At 61.6% G+C, this 18451-nt stretch carries 18 protein-coding genes and 1 other annotated feature; of the genes, 9 read left to right on the top strand and 9 right to left on the bottom strand.

Translation table 11 applies throughout. The annotated features are described in order from the left end of the window. Position 1 precedes the first annotated feature (1 nt). From KGJ62_13900 to KGJ62_13860, 9 genes are all read left to right on the top strand, one after another. Positions 2-1048, top strand: coding sequence for a phosphoribosylformylglycinamidine cyclo-ligase (locus KGJ62_13900; GenBank protein MDE2127676.1), 1047 nt, complete (start codon positions 2-4; stop codon positions 1046-1048). Further along, positions 1041-1739: an HAD family hydrolase gene (locus KGJ62_13895; protein MDE2127675.1), complete on the top strand. Its 699-nt coding sequence runs from the start codon at positions 1041-1043 to the stop codon at positions 1737-1739. The genes KGJ62_13900 and KGJ62_13895 overlap by 8 nt, the downstream gene beginning before the upstream one ends. Positions 1740-2060: 321 nt before the next feature. After that, the gene (gene gnd, locus KGJ62_13890; GenBank protein ID MDE2127674.1) at positions 2061-3092 is read left to right on the top strand and encodes a decarboxylating 6-phosphogluconate dehydrogenase; all 1032 of its coding nucleotides are present in this window, start codon (positions 2061-2063) and stop codon (positions 3090-3092) included. Positions 3093-3167: 75 nt separating this feature from the next. After that, a complete protein-coding gene (pgi, locus tag KGJ62_13885; GenBank protein MDE2127673.1) occupies positions 3168-4814 on the top strand; it encodes a glucose-6-phosphate isomerase in 1647 nt (548 codons plus the stop codon). Between the two features lie 91 nt (positions 4815-4905). Beyond that, complete coding sequence (locus KGJ62_13880) at positions 4906-5463, top strand: DUF488 domain-containing protein (protein MDE2127672.1); 558 nt, start codon at positions 4906-4908, stop codon at positions 5461-5463. 245 nt (positions 5464-5708) lie between these two features. Next, entirely contained in the window at positions 5709-6323 is a 615-nt protein-coding gene (locus KGJ62_13875) for a hypothetical protein (protein ID MDE2127671.1), read from the top strand. A gap of 198 nt (positions 6324-6521) precedes the next feature. Next, entirely contained in the window at positions 6522-7196 is a 675-nt protein-coding gene (locus KGJ62_13870) for a hypothetical protein (GenBank protein ID MDE2127670.1), read from the top strand. Between the two features lie 351 nt (positions 7197-7547). Further along, a complete protein-coding gene (locus KGJ62_13865; protein MDE2127669.1) occupies positions 7548-8552 on the top strand; it encodes a hypothetical protein in 1005 nt (334 codons plus the stop codon). Between the two features lie 29 nt (positions 8553-8581). Then, positions 8582-10018 carry a hypothetical protein gene (locus tag KGJ62_13860; GenBank protein MDE2127668.1) on the top strand — a complete coding sequence of 479 codons (1437 nt, stop codon included), beginning with the start codon at positions 8582-8584 and terminating at the stop codon, positions 10016-10018. Between the two features lie 37 nt (positions 10019-10055). Here the strand turns inward: KGJ62_13860 and KGJ62_13855 are convergent, their stop codons facing one another. From KGJ62_13855 to KGJ62_13815, 9 genes are all read right to left on the bottom strand, one after another. After that, entirely contained in the window at positions 10056-11600 is a 1545-nt protein-coding gene (locus KGJ62_13855) for a 2-isopropylmalate synthase (GenBank protein ID MDE2127667.1), read from the bottom strand. A 27-nt stretch (positions 11601-11627) separates the two neighbouring features. After that, entirely contained in the window at positions 11628-12695 is a 1068-nt protein-coding gene (gene ilvC, locus KGJ62_13850) for a ketol-acid reductoisomerase (GenBank protein ID MDE2127666.1), read from the bottom strand. A gap of 19 nt (positions 12696-12714) precedes the next feature. Continuing rightward, a complete protein-coding gene (locus KGJ62_13845) occupies positions 12715-13035 on the bottom strand; it encodes a hypothetical protein (GenBank protein MDE2127665.1) in 321 nt (106 codons plus the stop codon). Between the two features lie 5 nt (positions 13036-13040). After that, positions 13041-13565, bottom strand: coding sequence for an acetolactate synthase small subunit (gene ilvN / locus KGJ62_13840; GenBank protein MDE2127664.1), 525 nt, complete (start codon positions 13563-13565; stop codon positions 13041-13043). 102 nt (positions 13566-13667) lie between these two features. Beyond that, the gene (locus KGJ62_13835) at positions 13668-14147 is read right to left on the bottom strand and encodes a hypothetical protein (protein MDE2127663.1); all 480 of its coding nucleotides are present in this window, start codon (positions 14145-14147) and stop codon (positions 13668-13670) included. 58 nt (positions 14148-14205) lie between these two features. Beyond that, the gene (ilvB, locus tag KGJ62_13830; GenBank protein ID MDE2127662.1) at positions 14206-16011 is read right to left on the bottom strand and encodes a biosynthetic-type acetolactate synthase large subunit; all 1806 of its coding nucleotides are present in this window, start codon (positions 16009-16011) and stop codon (positions 14206-14208) included. Between the two features lie 51 nt (positions 16012-16062). Beyond that, positions 16063-16309, bottom strand: a binding site (T-box leader). A gap of 512 nt (positions 16310-16821) precedes the next feature. After that, positions 16822-17622, bottom strand: a complete 801-nt coding sequence (locus tag KGJ62_13825; protein MDE2127661.1) for a HEAT repeat domain-containing protein — start codon at positions 17620-17622, stop codon at positions 16822-16824. A 28-nt stretch (positions 17623-17650) separates the two neighbouring features. Continuing rightward, a complete protein-coding gene (locus KGJ62_13820) occupies positions 17651-18037 on the bottom strand; it encodes a hypothetical protein (protein ID MDE2127660.1) in 387 nt (128 codons plus the stop codon). Then, positions 18038-18451, bottom strand: a 414-nt coding sequence (locus tag KGJ62_13815; GenBank protein MDE2127659.1) for an RHS repeat-associated core domain-containing protein, incomplete at its 5' end; no start/stop codon positions are given.

Raw genomic sequence — 18451 nt, 5'->3', positions numbered from 1 at the left:
CATGCCAGACAGTTACACAACCTATCAGGACTCCGGCGTAAACATCGATGCGGCCAATCAGGCCGTTTTGCGCATGCGCGACTCCGTCCGCAGCACCTATACGCCGCAGGTGCTTACCGATGTGGGCAGTTTCGGCGGCATGTACTCCATGGCCGGACTCATGGGGATGCAGGAGCCCGTACTGGTCTCCAGCATTGACGGTGTGGGTACCAAGGTAAAGATTGCGGCGGCGCTTAACCGGAACGAAGTCATCGGGCGAGACCTGGTGAATCATTGCGTGAACGACGTTCTGGTGCAGGGCGCGCGCCCGCTGTTCTTTCTGGACTACTTTGCCACCTCGCACCTCAGCCCGGCCATCGTTATCGACGTAGTGACGGGCCTCAGCGCCGCGTGCCGGGAAGCCGGCTGCGCGCTGTTGGGTGGCGAAACTGCCGAGATGCCGGGAATGTACACGGAGGCCGAGTACGACGTGGCCGGCTGTATCGTAGGCATTGTCGAGCGGAGCCGGATCGTGGATGGACGCCGCGTTGAACCTGGAGACACGGTGGTTGGCATTGCCAGCAGCGGACTGCACACCAACGGCTTTTCGCTAGCGCGTCGCGTGCTACTGGAGTGCGATACGGATCCGATGGCGCCAAATGATCATGTGGCCGCTTTGGGCCAGACGCTTGCGGACGAGCTGTTGATGCCGCACCGATGTTATGCCGGCGCCGTACTGCCCCTGCTGGCGGAGTTTGATATCAAGGCCATGGCGCATATCACCGGTGGCGGCTTTTACGAGAACATTCCGCGCGTTTTGCCAATTGACTGCAGCGTGACGGTGGAACGGCGGAGCTGGCCGATACCACCGATTTTCGGGCTCATCCAGCAGCGAGGCAATGTACCCGACGCCGAGATGTTTCGAACGTTCAACATGGGTATAGGGTTTGCTCTCGTATTGCCTGCCGACCAGGCGCCCGCACTCGCACATCGCCTCAACAGCGTGGGTGAGTCGGCCTACATCATCGGCGCTGTTCATCGTGGCGTGCACGAAGTCGACATTGTATAAACCTGCGCGACCCCACGAAATCCGCTGCTCATTTGAAACAGTTCTCTGGGATGTAGATGGAACGCTGCTCGATACCACGGCGCTGCTGGTCGATTCGCTGCGGCACATGTACGCCAGGTTTTTCAACCGACACCCGTCGGATGAGGAGCTTAAAGCGTTGATCGGCCTGCCACTGCGCCGGCAAGTCGGCGAATACGGCGATCCGGAAGCGTTCGGTACGACAGCAGCGGAGGTGGAGGCGGAGTTTCTGCGATACTACACCGCGGGCCGCCAGCGCGAGCGCCCCATTGTTTCGGTAATCGCCATACTGCGTGAGACCCGCAGCGCCGGCGCGAATCTCGGCCTGGTGACTTCGAAGAACCATGTGGAGGCGGCGATGACCCTGCCGTGCCTCAAACTTGGCGACGCCGTGGACGTTACGATAACCGCCGACGACATCCAGCATCCGAAGCCGGCGCCCGATGGAATCCTTCTGGCGATGTCGCGGCTGAGTTGCTCGGCCACGGGCACAGCGTACGTCGGAGACACCGTGTACGACATGCAGGCGGCACACGCGGCCGGCGTCCATGCCATCGGCGTAACATGGGGCGCCGGACGCGCGCCGGAACTCAAAGCTGCCGGCGCAACATCGATATGCACGACGCCAGCGGAACTTCAGACGCTGCTGCTTACGGTTGACCCGGCACGATAACCCGCGCGGTTAGTCTGGGTAGCGCTCGTACGGCGCCCGGCGTTAGTCGTTTGCGCTCGGCTGCCCGCGGGTATTGTTGGGCAGGACCAAATCGTCCGATCTGGGGTTTTGGTACTGCGCCGCGGGCATAAGAGTAAGGCAAAGTACCTTAACCGCACGCCGCGTCAGGCAGATGCATCCGGCCGTGGGGCGGCAGTGGGAGCGGATGAGGGATTATACTATTACCCGTCGATTGCCGTCTGATGCTCGAGGGCCGGCGGTGGCCCGACGGCCTGGCGGAGGAACCGGCGGGCACATCGGTTGTGATAGCGAGAACTAACTATGGAACTTGGTATGATTGGGCTCGGCAGGATGGGCTCCTTTATGGTGGAGCGACTGATAGCAGCCGGGCATCGATGCGTGGTTTACGACATGCAGCCGGCCGCGGTGCAGGCGCTGGTGGAGAAGAAGGCAGTCGGCAGTTCCTCACTTCCAGATTTCATTCAAAAGCTGAGCAAGCCGCGGGCGATCTGGATGATGGTGCCGGCCGCTGTGGTAGATGAGACCCTCCAGGCGCTGACTCCCCTGCTTGAGGTCGGTGATATCGTGATCGACGGAGGCAACTCGTACTACCACGACGACATCCGGCGGGCTGAGGCGCTGGCGAAGAGCGGCATCCACTATGTGGATGTGGGCACCAGCGGGGGCATTTGGGGAGCCGAGCGCGGGTATTGCCTTATGATTGGTGGAGATGCCGCCACCGTGAAGGCACTTGACCCGATCTTCGCCAGCCTGGCGCCTGGCATCGACTCAGCCCCACCAACGCCGGGGCGGACGAGTAACGACGGAACAGCAGACCGCGGTTATCTTCACTGCGGTCCGACTGGAGCCGGCCACTTCGTCAAAATGGTTCACAACGGCATCGAATACGGCATCATGGCGGCTTATGCGGAAGGGCTCAACATCCTTCGCCACGCCAACGTCGGCAAGAATCAACAGACCGCCGATGCCGAAACCACGCCGCTGCGCAACCCCGAGTTGTACGCGTATGACCTGAACTTGCCGGATATCACAGAGGTATGGCGCCGCGGCAGTGTCATTGGATCCTGGCTGTTGGACCTCACGGCCATCACCCTGCAGAAGAGCCACGATTTGTCGGGTTTCGCCGGACGCGTCTCGGACTCTGGTGAGGGGCGCTGGACGATCCTGGCAGCGATCGACGAATCGGTTCCGGCGCCGGTACTCACCACCGCCCTGTTTGAGCGATTCAGTTCGCGCGGAGAGGCCGACTTCGGCGACAAAGTGCTCTCCGCACTGCGATTCGAGTTTGGCGGGCACGAAGAGAAGCCGGCCGATCCGAAGGCGCACTCGTAGGACTTCTCGCAAGCCTGCTACGTCGCGCACTGCCTCGACGAGTCATTTTGGATTGCGAGAGCAGGAGGAATCGACGTGACCACCGGAGATACGACGCTCACAGACTGCGCGGCGTGGCGCGCGCTGGAAGGCGAATTTGCCAGGCTGCAGAACGTGCACCTGCGCGACCTCTTCGCTGACGACCTGACTCGCGGTGAGCGCATGATGCTCAACGACCTGGGCATCTACCTCGACTATTCCAAGAATCGCGTCACCGATAACACGATCAGACTGCTGCTTCAGCTCGCCGGCGAGCGCGGTCTGCGTTCTCACATCGAGGCGATGTTTCGCGGCGACAAGATCAACGTTACGGAGGGCCGAGCGGTGCTGCATGTGGCGCTGCGCGCGCCGGCCGGCGAGCAGATTCACCTGGATGGCGTGGATGTTGTGCCGCAGGTTCATGCCGTGCTGGAAAAGATGGCGAACTTCGCGGACCGCATCCGTTCCGGTCAGTGGAAGGGCCATACAGGACGGCCAGTCCGGAATGTCGTGAATGTTGGGATCGGCGGCTCGGATCTTGGTCCTGTAATGGCTTACGAGGCGCTGAGGCATTACAGCCAGCGGGAATTGACCTTCCGCTTTGTCTCCAATGTTGACGGCACGGATTTCGCCGAAGCCACGCACGATCTCGACGCCGAGGAGACACTCTTCATCATTTCATCCAAGACATTCACAACGCTGGAGACGATGACGAACGCGCACACCGCGCGCGACTGGTGCCTGGCCTCTCTCAAGCAGGATGCGGCTGTTGCGCGCCATTTTGTCGCCGTATCGACCAACGCGGATGAGGTGGCGAAGTTCGGCATCGACACCGCCAATATGTTTGGTTTCTGGGATTGGGTTGGCGGCAGATACTCCATGGACTCGGCAATTGGTCTCTCCACCATGATCGCCGTGGGTGACGTGCATTTCCGTGCCATGCTGCACGGCTTTCACCTGATGGATGAGCATTTCCGCACGGCGCCGTTCGAGCGAAATCTGCCGGTGCTGATGGGACTGCTGGCGATTTGGTACAACGACTTCTTTGGCGCCGAGACCGCAGCCGTTTTGCCGTATGAGCAGTATCTGAAGCGATTTCCCGCCTACCTCCAGCAGCTCACCATGGAGAGCAACGGCAAGCACGTGACGATGAACGGTTCGGCCGTTACGACCAATACATCGCCGATCTACTGGGGCGAACCGGGCACCAACGGCCAGCACTCGTTCTACCAACTGATCCACCAGGGAACGCGGCTGATACCGTGCGATTTCATCGCATTCAGCCAGCCGCTCATCCAGCTCGGTCGGCACCACGACATACTTGTGGCGAACGTGTTCGCTCAAGCCGAGGCGCTTGCTTTCGGCAAGACGACTGAGCAGGTGGAAGGCGAGGGCACGCCCGCCTGGCTGGCGCCGCATCGAACCTGTGAGGGCAACCGACCGACGAACACTCTGCTTCTCGATCGGCTTACGCCGGAGGCGCTGGGCAAGCTGGTGGCGCTCTACGAGCATAGTGTTTTCACTCAGGGCGCAATCTGGGGCATCGACTCGTTTGACCAATGGGGAGTGGAGCTTGGAAAGGTACTGGCGCAGCGGATCATTCCAGAGCTTGAGGGAGCGGGAGAGCCGGAGCCGGTGCACGACAGTTCAACCAACGCGCTGATCCGGCGATACCGCAAGCAACGGCACGCGCGAGAGGGGTGACCGGCGCGGTGGGAACGGAAGTGAACGTCACCGTTGCTCAACCATTCGCCAAACTGCTCTGCGCAGCAGCTTGCCAGAAAGGGCGGTAGGCGTGCCGACGCCAACACACGTCTTTACGATTGGTCACTCAGACCGGACAATCGAAGCGTTTCTGTCACTGCTGCAGGATCACGCCGTAGAGTTGTTGGTGGATGTACGCACCGTACCGCGGTCGCGGCACAACCCACAGTTCAACGCCGACGCACTTTCCGAGTCGCTCCGGGCCGCGGCTATTGGCTACCTGGCAGCACCGGACCTCGGTGGGTGGCGCCGTCCGGCGCCTGATTCACCGAACATGGGCTGGCGAAACGTGTCGTTTCGTGGATACGCGGACGCCATGATGACTCCCGGATTTGACGCTAGCCTGCGGGCGATGCTTGAGCAGGTGGGAAGCCGGCGCTCCGCGCTCGTGTGCTCCGAAGCGGTGCCCTGGCGCTGCCACAGATCGCTGATCGCCGATGCTCTGACAGTGCGAGGCATCACCGTGGAGCACATTATCGGTCCATTGAAACCGCAACTTCACGTGCTGCGTTCGTTTGCGCACGTAGACGGCACGACTATCACGTATCCGTGCGATGGGTCCGACGCTACCGAGAGCCATCCCGGTTGAAAATCGGCCGGTCGATCGTCGCAATGCGATACACCGGCACGAGCGACCGGTGAATATGGCGAACAGCCGGGATACGGGATAGTGGTCCGCCACAGCAAATCGATTTGTAAATCGCATTCTTCGCGTTGGCGCCGGCTCGCGGCCGACTCATGGCCTTGTATGGTGCGATAAAGTCGAAAATGTTGTGATCCGCGGCCGGGGTCCAGCGTTAATACACTGTCCGACAGTTCAACGAGGTACCCGAAATGAAATTCAATCGGAGGGTGGCGTTCAGCACGGACCCGGCATCACTGCCCCGGGTTCTCGGCGCACTCGCACTCGTGCTCGCGATGCTCCTGCTCTTTGCCGCCGCAATCGCCGCACAGCCGACCTCGCAGCAGCACCACCGGGCGCGCCACGCGCACGGGCAGGTCCGGCACGTTAAGTCGCACGCAGCCCGCCATAAGCCTGCCAACAGACCGTTTTCGCTGCAGCGCGTTGTCGGCCAGAACCTGAGCACAGTCGAGCGGTACCTTGGCAAGCCGATTAAGACGCTGCCGCAACAATACTATGTGTTCAAGGGCCGCGGCGCCGTGGTTGAAGTGATCGCGAGCTTCGACGATCCGAAGGTCCGGCCAGGCTACCGTATGTGGGATATGGCCGTGGTATTCCGCCGCCAGCTTACGCTGCAACAGGCGCTCAAGTTGACCGGCTTGCGAAGTGCACGGTGCCACTTCAGTGGCGGCAATGGGATATCGTACTCGTACGACGGTTTGCGAGTGGTCGGCGCTCCGCTGATGCAGGTTAGTATGCTGAGCCAAGAGGGCCTCAAGACGATCTCTCCGCCCCGGCTGTTTATCTCGGTTCCCGGGCACCCGTAGCGAGCTCGGTAAGGACGACGCCCATGTCGCTTCGGACCGGTCTGTCCGCTCATCCTTGAGAGGCGGCTAGCGGCTGACCGACGGGCTTGTCTGCGGCGGTAAAGTCGAAAATGTTGTGATCTGCAGCCGGGGTCCAGCGTTAGGATTAGGAGACGACGATCGTCTTTCGGTGGGCTCAAGCACGGAAAGGCCAGAACGATGAGATCCTACACAAACGGCCCGAACAGATTATCTCGAAGAGACGCACCGGTTCGGATCGCCGCGACCGCCGTCGATCGGAAGCTAGTCGCCGGGTCACGCGCGCCTCTACGTCAGTTCACGATGGCGCTGGCATGCGCTTCCGCCGTCTTGTCGATCGGCTGCAACAACGCTAGCCTCGGGGCAGTCCCACGGCCCGGCCCAGCCGGCCATGAGCCTGCCCACAAGCCGTTTTCGCGGGTGCGTGTTGTCGGCCATAAGCCTGCCGACAAACCGTTTTCGCTGCTGCGCGTTGTTGGCCAGAACCGGAGCACGGTCGAGCGGTACCTTGGCAAGCCGATAAAGACGCTGCCGCAACAATACTATGTGTTCAAGGGCCACAACGCCGTGGTTGAAGTGATCGCGAGCTTCTACGAGCCGAAGGTCCGGCGAGGTTACCCTATGTGGGATATGGCGGTGATATTCCGCCGGCAGCTTACGCTGCAGCAGGCGCTCGAGCTGACCGGCTTGCAAAGTGCACCGTACCACTTCACTGGCGGCAGTGGGATACCGTTCTCGTACGACGGTTTGCGAGTGGTCGGCGCTCCGCTGATGGAGGTTAGTATGCTGAGCCAGGAGGGCCTCAAGACGATCTCTCCGCCCCGGCTGTTTATCTCGGTTCCCGGGCACCCGTAGCGAGCTCGGTAAGGCTTCGGTCCGCCCACCGGCAAACGGGCCATTTTTGACCCTCTGGAGCCGTCGGTGAGTTCGGGTGGTTTTTCGAACGTAAGGAGGCTCAAGAGCGGCATCAGCAGGCCAATGCAATCCGAAGTGAAGCGAATGCGCCGATGCGTTCCGGCCGCCCCGCGCGGTGCGCGGTGCCGCCTGTTGTGTCGCTAGCACCTCTACGATCTCCGCACTCATGCCTCGCATCTCAACGGAAGGGCACGCCACTTAAGCCATCAACCGAACTAATGTGCTAGAATTGCAAAGAGCCGCCACCGCGTGCGTGCTGCCGTTGGGCGCGGAGGCATCGCTGCAATATCCATGCCACATCGCGAGTGGGACCCTTTACTTGCCCAGCTTCTTAGCGCGAGCGACTTCGCGTGCAGGCAGCGAGCCGTAGAGCGCCTCTTCGCCACACACATCGACGCCGCGGTCCAAGCCGGCGCTGTCTCGATGCTTGGAACCAGCAGTCGGTTACTGGACGATGCAACGTCGCATGCGCGCCTCCGCATTTGCCGGTGCCTGCTGGCACTCAACCACCACGCGCCCGCGCGGCGCATCGCATCGATTGTACAGTTTGCGCGCAGATGCGGGGTCAATGCTGCGATTGATGGTCTCACATTTGCCGACCCGCGTTGGACAGCGTGCAAAGCCCAGATTCTGGACGCAATCCGCAGCAACCCGTGCCTTGCCACCTGGCTGGACGTCGCCGGCCACGGGGTATGTGGCGCTGCGGGCCTGGCGCCGCCACCGGGTGATGCAGCCTGTCAGCCGCCGATCTCAGCCAGCCTGTCCGATGCGCTCCGCGACCCCGTAGCGTATTTCGCACGACACGATTACGGCATTACCGACTTGAACGCTTCTGTGCCGTGGCTTGTGACTGCCGTCGGCCCGGTACTTGTCAACGACCTTGTCAGGCTCTACACAAATGCGCGGCGCCCGGACGGCATCCAGACCGACCAGCTCGATGCCGTGCCATGGCCTGGGCCGGATCCGCCGTCCGCAACGCTTGGCACGGTACTGGCAGATGCCACTGCGATGGAACTCCGCCACCTGCCACCGGTGCTAGCGGCCGCGGCCGCACTCGGCGGACACAGCCCACTGTGCTGGCTGCTTGTGGTGGAAACGGGCGTGATGGAATGGCGCGAGCTCTCAGAGTTGTGCCGCATGCCGGAATCGCGTGTTAAGACGATTTCGCGATCCAGGGCCGTTGATGACGAACTTGCCGAGTACTTCAACGTATCAGAGAAGCAGCTGGTTGTTGCGCGGGCAAGAGCGCTCCAGGCAATTCGAAATGGGCTGATACTCCGCGGATGGGAGCGATAACTTTGGCTGGCAGCAGTCTTATAAACTAGATGAGCGACCACTTAACCGATCACGAATTGGAACTCTGGTTGACGCGCCAGGGCTCCGTCGCCAATTTGCACGCTTATGCCGCACATCTGGAGGAGTGCGCGGACTGCCTCGGGAAGGTGCGCGAGAGCGCTCGCGCACCCGTCCATGTTCAGGAGGTGCTCCGCAATCTCTTTGTCGCGGTGCCGGATGCGTGTCTTACCGATGCCGAGATCAGCCAGTTTGCCATCGGCAAATCACCCGACGACCTCGCTACCGCAATCCTCCAGGAGCATGTTACGGTATGCGCAGCCTGCCAGCGGCGGCTCGCGGCGATAGAGAGTGAACCGCACCAGCAGGTTGCTGAACCGGAGGTTCACATCGCGGTCACGGAGCCGGCCTTCACCAAACTCGAGCTCGCCTTCGACCACGAGGATGCGAAACGCGTGCTGGCTGCTAACGCAGTGGACCTGGCGGGTGTCGTGGCCGGAACTGACCGGCACTACCATCGGCGCCTTCGCGTCATGCGCCATGGTGGTTTGGCGTGGGCCGAAATCCCAGCATCTGAAACGGGCACGGCTGCCGTCTCGCTGCAGGACAGCGGCCATGTCTCGTGTGGCGGGCTTGCATGGCTGCAGCCGGGTAAGTCGGTGGCAAACATTGCCTCTCGGCCCTCGGCCAATGAGGCTTGCAGCCTCGCATCGCTCCAGACGTGGCGCGCCTACGATAGGCTCAGCCCGTTCATTGATGCACAGTACGCGTCATCCATCGCGCGTGCACCGTTCGAGTGGCTCAAGTTGAACGCTGCCAATGCCTGTGATAACCACATTCTGCAGTTGTGTTTGCAGAAGGGCGGATCGCTCGATTTCGTTGACGACCTGCGGCTGACAGTTGGCGACACGGTGCTGTTGGACGAGCCGTTCGACGCCTACTCGGAAGGCACGTCCGAGCTCCGCCAGCTGCGCCCTTACTTCCCCGGAGCCAGCGCATACATCACTCACGCGGCGCATGCTCCAGGCTCGCCGCCAGGTTCGTGGGCGATGTTGGGCTATGCCGACAGCTCTCGTGGAGACTCATTTGCCATCTCCAGCGAAGACGTACCGCACGATCGAAACCTTACGTTTGAGGCATCGTTGATGGTTACCAGCGCCACCTATGGCGCTATACTGCACCTTGGGCATCCATGGGTCGAAAGCGGCTTCGACATGCAGACGAGTCTGGTCGCTGTTGGTTTGTGCCGCGGCCGCGTGGTCGCGAACCACCATGATCTGGGCGCGTGTCAACTTCTGCGCTGGACACACTTTCGATGTGAGTGCGATTTCCGGTCGATGAGCTTCGACGTCTTCATCGACGGTGAACTGGCTGCCGCGGACATTCCCCTGCTCGCCGACCGCCGGTTTGGCTGCCGGTTCAGCCAGCTTGGGGTAAGCGGCATGGTCGCGCTGCCGGCGCCCGTATAGCCGAGCCGCGCATCACTCTCATCTCGCAACCGCAGGATCAGACCGCATGGACCGATTTCGGCTGCGCTCCGGCCGCGGAGGGATCCAGCATCCTGTTAAGGGCGTTCACATAGGCCCTGGCAGTGGCTACAAGCGTGTCGTTATGGGATGCCCGCCCTGTGAAGATGCGATCGGCCCGACGTACACGGATCGTAACATCCGCGAGCGCATCGGTGCCGCCGGTAATCGCCTGGATACTGAACTCGATAAGCTCGTTATCGGCGTCCACAATCCGGTTGATGGCGCGATAGATGCTGTCGACTGCGCCGGCGCCATGGCAGCTCTCCACCACGTGCCGGCCCGATGAGTGCGCAAGGGCGACAGTTGCCGTGGGTATTGCGGTGTCGCCCGCCGTAACCTGGATGCTCACCAGCTTCCAGGTTTGGCGCACCGAACTCGTCACGTCAGCGACAATCGCTTCAAGGTCCTCGTCGTGGACCTCTTTCTTCCGATCGGCCACTTCCAGGAAGCGATGGTACACCTTGGTCAGCGGTACGTCGGTGATGTTGTAGCCGAGCTGCTCCAACCGATGGCTGAGCGCATGGCGCCCTGAGCGTGCCGACAGGACGATATGGTTGGCCGGTATTCCAACATCCTGAGGGTCGATGATTTCGTAGGTTGAGCGGTTCTTGAGTACGCCATCCTGATGGATGCCGCTGGAGTGCGCGAACGCATTGGCGCCCACGATGGCCTTGTTGGGCTGAACCAGAATGCCGGTAGCCGCGCTCACCAACCGGGAGGTTTTGTACAGCTCGCGGGTCTTGATTTCGGTCGCTCCGGGTAATGCATCGGCGCGAACCTTGAGTGCCATAACCACTTCTTCGAGCGCCGTGTTACCCGCGCGCTCACCGATGCCGTTGATTGTGCACTCCACCTGTCTCGCACCGGCGCGGATACCCGCCAGCGAGTTGGCTACGGCCAGGCCCAGGTCGTTGTGGCAGTGCACGCTTACGACGGCAGATCCGATATTCGGCACCCGATTCATCACGCCGGCAATCAGCGCGCCGTACTCATCCGGCGTCGTGTATCCGGTAGTATCCGGTATGTTGACCACCGTAGCGCCGGCGGCGATGACGGCTTCCACAACCCGGCAGAGGTAGTCGGCATCGGCGCGGCCGGCATCCTCCAAGAAGTACTCCACGTCCTCGACATGGGTCCGCGCCTGGCGAACGGCTGCCACGCCGCGCTCCATCGCCTGCTCGCGGGAGAGCCGCAGCTTATGCTGCAGGTGATTGTCTGAAACGCCGAGGCCCGTGTGGATCCTCGCTCGCTTTGCGCCCTTCAGCGCATCGGCTGCCACTTCGATGTCTTTCTCCACGGCCCGGGTCAGACCGCAGATGGTGCACGACTTGATGGCCGCAGATATGCTTTTCACGGCGGCGAAGTCGCCCGGCGAGGATACGGGAAAGCCGGCCTCGATAACATCAACACCCAGCGCTTCCAGCTGCCGTGCGATCTCCAGTTTCTGCTCGCCGTTCAGCGAGGCGCCCGGCGACTGCTCGCCGTCTCTCAGCGTGGTATCAAAAACATAGACCCGATCCATGGGCTGCAACCTCTCGCCAGGCCGAACTTAACTCTTCCATTCCACGTGAGCAGCACGCTCATTGAGGGACGACTCAGCCGCTGCTTCCACGGGCTGCACCGCCGTCGGCTGCACCCAGCTCATCATGGCGCGCAGCTCCTTTCCCACCTGTTCGATTTGTGAGTTCCGATCGCGTTGATCGAGCGCGCGGAAGACCGGACGGCCCGCACGATTCTCAAGGATCCATTCTCGCGCAAACTCTCCGGACTGGATCTGGCGCAGCGCTTCCTTCATCGTTTCGCGCACATGAGCATCAATGATGCGGGGACCGCGCGTCATGTCGCCAAACTGCGCTGTATCCGAAATGGAGCGCCGCATGCCGGATATGCCCGATTCGTACATCAGGTCTACGATGAGCTTCAGTTCGTGCAGGCACTCGAAGTAGGCGATCTCCGGCTGGTATCCGGCTTCAACCAGCGTTTCGAAGGCGGCCTTCACCAGCGATGTGGCGCCGCCGCAGAGCACCGTCTGTTCGCCGAACAGGTCGGTTTCCGTCTCCTCCTGGAAGGTGGTTTCGATGACGCCTGCGCGGGTGCCACCAATGCCGCGCGCCCAGGCAAGAGCCAGGTTACGGGCGTTTCCCGTGTGATTGTGATGAACGGCGATGAGGCACGGAACGCCCTTGCCATCGACAAATACCCGACGGACCAGGTGGCCCGGTCCCTTCGGCGCAACCATAAACACGTCGATGTCATCCGGCGGGACGATCTGGCCAAAGTGGATGTTGAATCCATGTCCAAAGGCCAGAGCCGAGCCGGTCTTCAGATTTGGCGCTATCTCGTCACGATACAGTGCGGCTTGAAGCTCGTCGTTGACCAGAACCATCGTGACTGCGGCACGTTGGACAGCTTCGGCCACCGAGGCAACCGCCAATCCGTCACTCTCAGCCGCATCCCACGACTTTCCCCTGCGTGCGCCTACCACCACATCGACGCCGGAATCTCTCAGGTTGAGGGCATGCGCATGCCCCTGGCTGCCATACCCAAGTACAGCCACGGTGCAATTGCGCAGCACGTTCGGGTCGGCATCTGCCTCATAATAGACTTTAGCGGGCATATCGATCTCCATTGCTCCTTCAGTGCGGCGCTTTTGAGCGCAGGCGCTTGCCGGCCACCGCTCCGGCGACGCCTCCCACCAACGCAAACATTGCCAGGCTCACGGCGGCGGCCGCCACCGTATCGAGCCCGAAATGGTTCACGACGCCGTTGTAGAGAATCCAGAGAAGGTAGTTCGCCGTGCCCAGGCAGCCGATAGCAAGGCCGGTCAGTGCAGTGCGGCGTACACGTCGGGCGCGGATTCCGGCCGCGGCGCCAAAGCAGACGCCTGCAATGGGGCCGACTATGGCCAGAATAACGAACGTGTGTTGAACCGTGGCGGTTCGAACGATTTCATGCACGGCGCCTACTCGCTCGCGTCACGGGCAGCACGCGCGGCTGTGCGTGGTCCGCGCGCCATTGCGATAATGCCGGTTCGAACGAGCTCACGGATCCCGTAAGGCGCCAACATGTCTACCATCTTGTCCAGCTTGTCGCTGCTGCCGGTAACCTCCACAATGAAGGTCCGTTCGCTCATATCGATAACCCGCGCGCGAAAGATATCGACCACCTGAAGGATTTCAGCCCGCGACATCGGCTCGGCATTTACTTTGATCAGGCCCAGCTCCCGACTGATCGCCTTCGTCTCGGTGTAATCCACAACCTTGATTACTTCCACCAGCTTGTTCAGCTGCTTGGTAATCTGCTCCAACACACCGAGATCCCCGCCCACCAGCAGCGTCATGCGCGAAATCTCGGCCCGGTCGGTAACACTCACGGAGAGCGACTCGATGTTGTAACCACGCCGCGCGAAGAGGCCGGCGACGCGCGCCAGCACACCCGGATGGTTCTCCACGAGTACCGTAATGGTATGTTGCTCAAGCTGCGCCATTATTGCGTTACTGATGGAAGACGGCATGATGTAATAAGCCAATGTGGTTCCCGACCTTCGCCCGTGGAAATGTAGGCTACAGTGCGGGTCGCCAGGCGGTTGCTACGAGTCGTAGGGTGGCGTCGGCTCGTGCGGGTCCTCGGAATCGTCGCTGTCATCATCCGAGTCGTACTCGTCCAGGTACTCGGCTTCGGAAATGTCGGAGGCAACGTCACTGCCGATGGTGAAGAGCCCGCTGCCGGGAGGGCCCGGCCACTCCAGAACCGGTAGGGCAGCAAGCACGCTCGGATCCTGGCCCTGAGACTCGGCGTAGCCAAGGCAAATGGCGTAGTCCAGGTGCAGCAAATCGCGCGCGGTAAGGCTGCACTCCTGCATCCGGTCTCCAAACTCCGGCGGGAGCGACTCCTGCCCATCCTTGGCGCGAGCGTAATCGGCCAGCACAGGCACGGCGCGCTGGAAATAGACATGCGAGAGCGCAGGGCGAACGAGTTTACGGAAGTAAATGCCGTTGCGCACCAAGGTTCGATATCCGCGCTGGTAGTATTGCCAAAGCGCGTGCAAGTCGGTCTGCTGGTTTGCCATATCTCCTTAACCGGCGGCCCGGCTTCCGCGGGCTGCTCGCGTTGTCTTCGACGGGCATTCATTCCGGTGGCGCCTGTGCCGCATCGGCAATGCGCGCAAGCAGACGCTCCTGATCACTGAATGACCAGGTTTCACTGTCTGCATCCACGGAAGCCTTTACCTGTTCCAGATCCTGGCGGACCAGCATCTCGTCGACGCTGGTGCCGGAAGGAATCATCGGGTAGACATTCTCTTCCGTCGGCACGGCGCAATCGATCACCACGGGACGGTCGGTTACGGCCATCGCCTGTGCAATTGCCGCCGGCAGATCCTCCGGCGTTGCCACGCGGATACCCACGCCGCCATACGCCTCTGTCAGTGTAACAAAATCCGGCGATGCTTGCAAGTCCACGGCACTGTAGCGCTCCTGGTAGAACATCTCCTGCCACTGGCGGACCATGCCGAGGGACCGATTGTTAATGATGAATACGATGATCGGAAGCCCATATACGGCAGCGGTCATCAGTTCCTGCGTGCACATTTGAAAAGAGCCGTCACCCGAGATACAGACTACGGGCCAATCCGGCCTGGCGAATCGCGCGCCAATTGCGGCCGGCAGCCCGTAGCCCATGGTGCCGAGACCCCCGGACGTGATCCACCTGCGTGGCCTGGCGCACTTGAAGTACTGCGCCGCCCACATCTGGTGCTGCCCAACGTCGGTCGACATGATGCATCCGTCCGGGAAGGAGCTGTTAATCTGCTCAATAATCGTTTCCGGATAGAGCTTTCCGTCTCGAGGAACGGACAGAGGAAACGCTCGCTTCCATGCCATGATCTGGTCGTTCCACTCGTCGGCAGGGCGCGGCGCCACAACGCGAAGCAGCTCCTTCAGCACGGCCTTCACATCTCCCACAATCGGCACATCCGGCCGCACAACCTTGCCAATCTCGGCCGGATCGATGTCGATATGGATGATCGCCGCACCGGTCGCGAACTTCTGCACATTGCCCGTTACTCGATCATCAAACCGCGCCCCCACGGCAATCAGAAGGTCGGAGCCGTTGACGGCGTGGTTGGCGTAGGCGGTTCCATGCATGCCCAGCATGCCGATGGAAAGCGGATGACTTTCGTCGATCGCGCCCTTCCCCATCAAGGTCGTGGTGGTCAGCATGTTGGTCCGCTCTGCGAGAGCGGTCACTTCTTCATGCGCGCCCGACATAATTGCGCCGCCCCCCACGTAAAGAACCGGGCGCCTGGCATTGGCGATGAGCTGCGCGGCTTTGCGGATCTGTAATTCGGGAACGCGCGCAGCCGGTCCACTTGGCCGGTACGACGGTATATCCAGATCGCCAGGGTACTCCGTTTCGGGATCGAACTCCATCGTGGCCTTGCTGACGTCCATCGGAATATCGACCAGAGTTGGTCCCGGTCGCCCGGTGCGCGCAATATGAAAGGCCAGCGCCATGGCGACAGGCAGATGTTGCACCTCCTTCACCAGCTGGTTATGTTTGGTGATGGGCATGGTGATGCCGGTGATATCGGCTTCCTGAAACGCGTCCTTCCCGATCGCCGTCGTGCGCACCTGGCCGGTAATCGCCACAATCGGTATAGAATCCATATAGGCATTGGCGATGCCGGTTACCAGATTGGTGGCGCCAGGTCCGCTGGTTGCCAGGCAGACGCCAACCTTACCGGAAGCGCGGGCGAAGCCATCGGCCATGTGCGCTGCGCCCTGTTCGTGGCGCACGAGAATGTGGGCGATCTCTTCGCAATCAAAAATCGCGTCATAAATCGGGAGCACTGCGCCCCCCGGGTAGCCAAACACATGCGTGACGCCTTCGCGCTTGAGGCATGCCAGCAGTATCTGCGCACCAGACATCAACATTCGCGGAGCTACCAGCCTTTCCGAGTACGGAATCAAAAAGCCTCTCCATCCCCAAGGGACGAGAGGCTTCGAGCCGCACGTGGTACCACCCTTGTAGCCGTCACCGGTTCACCTGGGAACCATTTGCCGGCCACTTGAGCGCGCGATATCGGGCGCACCCGGAGTGCCTGAGGACGCAAGCCACGCCGTTCAGCACTCTGCTCGGAGGTGAGCTTCACCGCATCCGCCTGCCGCCTCGCACCACCCGGCGGCTCTCTGGAAGAGCGTTTGCGGTTACTAGCCTCGTCTACGCAGTAGTATAAGGTTTGCTGGAACGATTATGCATCGAGGTTCGGGGTTATGTCAAGGGCTCGCCTTTCCCACCTAAAACCTGACCGGAGTAGAATCGCTGCCGGATGGAACAACCTGACCAAGGGCCCAGGACAGGACTGGGCGGTTCCGCGCAGCAAACGACGGCCGTGCGCTACCGACAGATGCGTCGCGGAATGTTGAGCGCACGGGTCAGCAGCAGGCAGTGCCGCTTTACACCTACGCGGACCCTCATAACGCCGACGCGGGGCATAGGTGGCCCGTGCTCGACAGCGGCAACGAGCCGTTAAGAGTCGGCCCCATTCCCCGCGTCATTGCCCACATAAGCATAAACCCGGCCATGCCGATGGGGTCCCGGCTTACAAACCTTCACTCTGCCGGATCGTAGTACCGGTAGCCGAGCAGCTGCAGGCCGGTTTCGCTTTCGCTATAGGTCCCATTTTGCGAGCCGAAGCCGGAGTAAGGATCGGTTGCTGTGCCCGAGATGGAGCGGGCGCCGCGTCAGGCAGCTGGGCCCAGGCGGGCGTCGAGCCGCGCGATGAAGGCAGCCGCCTCCTCCCGAACAACCTCCAGGTCGTGCGTTTCCATAATGCGCGACGCACGCCGGCGAAATCCGTCGTAATCCTCCTGGCGGACGTAGTCCGCAAGGTCAACGTTGAAGATGTTTGACAGTATCAACATGTTACCGCTGCGCATAGCGTGATGCAGCCGGCGTCGCGCTGCGCGGTCACCGAACGTGTAGAGCCCAATACTGATGCCGATCCGGGAAAACGCGTTGCGTTCGCGAGCGAGTGCCTCCACCAGCGCGCGGTGCGTGTGCTTCGCGCGTACGGCGACCAGCGCCGCGGCAGCGTTGCGGCGGACGATCGGCGCGCTGTCGTACCGCAGCGCTGCCTTCAAGGCCGCCGACGCGGACCTGTGCCCGATAGTGCCCAACGCGTCCGCGGCCGACGACCGCACGAACCATGACGGGTCGCCGGCGAGTGCGATGGTTAATCGGATTATATCGCGACGGTCGCGATATAATCCGATTGCGTCTGCGGCGGCCTCTCTGACAGAGTCGACCGAGTCCGTCATGGCTGCGCGCATAAACGCGCGGATCGCGGGCGTGTCTTGCCGTGCCAGCGCGCACACCGACCGAGCCCGGACAAAGTCATGTGGATGCTCCAGGAGCACCAGGAACCGTTCCGGATCATCCAGCGATCCGAGGGCATACTCGTCCACCATCGCCACGCGTTCTGCCTGGGTCGCGGCCTTCCATACCTCTCGCGGCCAGATCGAGTACCTACTGGGTTTAGCCATGGAGACTACCTCGGACCCCGCTACCCGGTCACGGCACCGGCGCCGGCACGCACGGAGACTCGCCGGCCGGTAGTGTCCATCGTATGGGCGGCACGTCCGGCGAACCTCCGCGTCCGATGAGCTTACCGATTGCGGCGCAAACTGCAGGCCAAAGATCGGGAAGCCCTATGATGAATATAGGGCCGCCGATGACCTCGGGCGTCTCGTCAACCAGCGGCGGGTCATACGGGGCCTTGTCCATGGGCGGATGCTTCACCGGCTCCGGTACGCGGACACGCGCACGTTTCCCCGGGCCCTGGCCGCCCGGGATCTGGCACTTGACCTTGTAGAAGGCCTTGAGCGCCTCTTTACGCCGTCCCTCTGGCAATGTCTCTATAAACGCCTTCAATGCTGCGCAATCGGGGTTCGGTTTCATCTACGGGTCGTTGCCCCTTCCGGGTTGCCTGCCCTCCTTACGCCCGCTACCCTTCCCACGGCTGTCCTTACTCTGGAGGCCGGTGCCGTCGAAGGCATTCCCCGCATCATTCCCCACGTACCCATACACATTCACCCCGCCTGCCATGCCGATGGGGTCACGGTTTACAAACCGGGCCTCTGCCGGATCGTAGTACCGGTCGCCGAGCAGTTGCAGGCCGGTTTCTGTGTCGCTATAGTACCCATATTGCGAACCGAGGCCGGAGTACGGATCGGTTGCCGTACCGGAGATGGAGCGGCTGCCGAAGGCGTCGAAGTCGAACGAGGCGAGAACGGAATCGCTGGAGTTGACCTCTTCGGCCGGGTTGCCCTGCGGATCGAAGGCGTAGAAGATACTTGAAGTGCCCGCACGGCG

This window comes from Armatimonadota bacterium (assembly GCA_028871815.1).
Lineage (GTDB): Bacteria > Armatimonadota > Chthonomonadetes > Chthonomonadales > Chthonomonadaceae > REEB205.
Note: the sequence above shows the minus strand (reverse complement) of the source record. Positions and strands in the feature narration are given on the sequence as shown.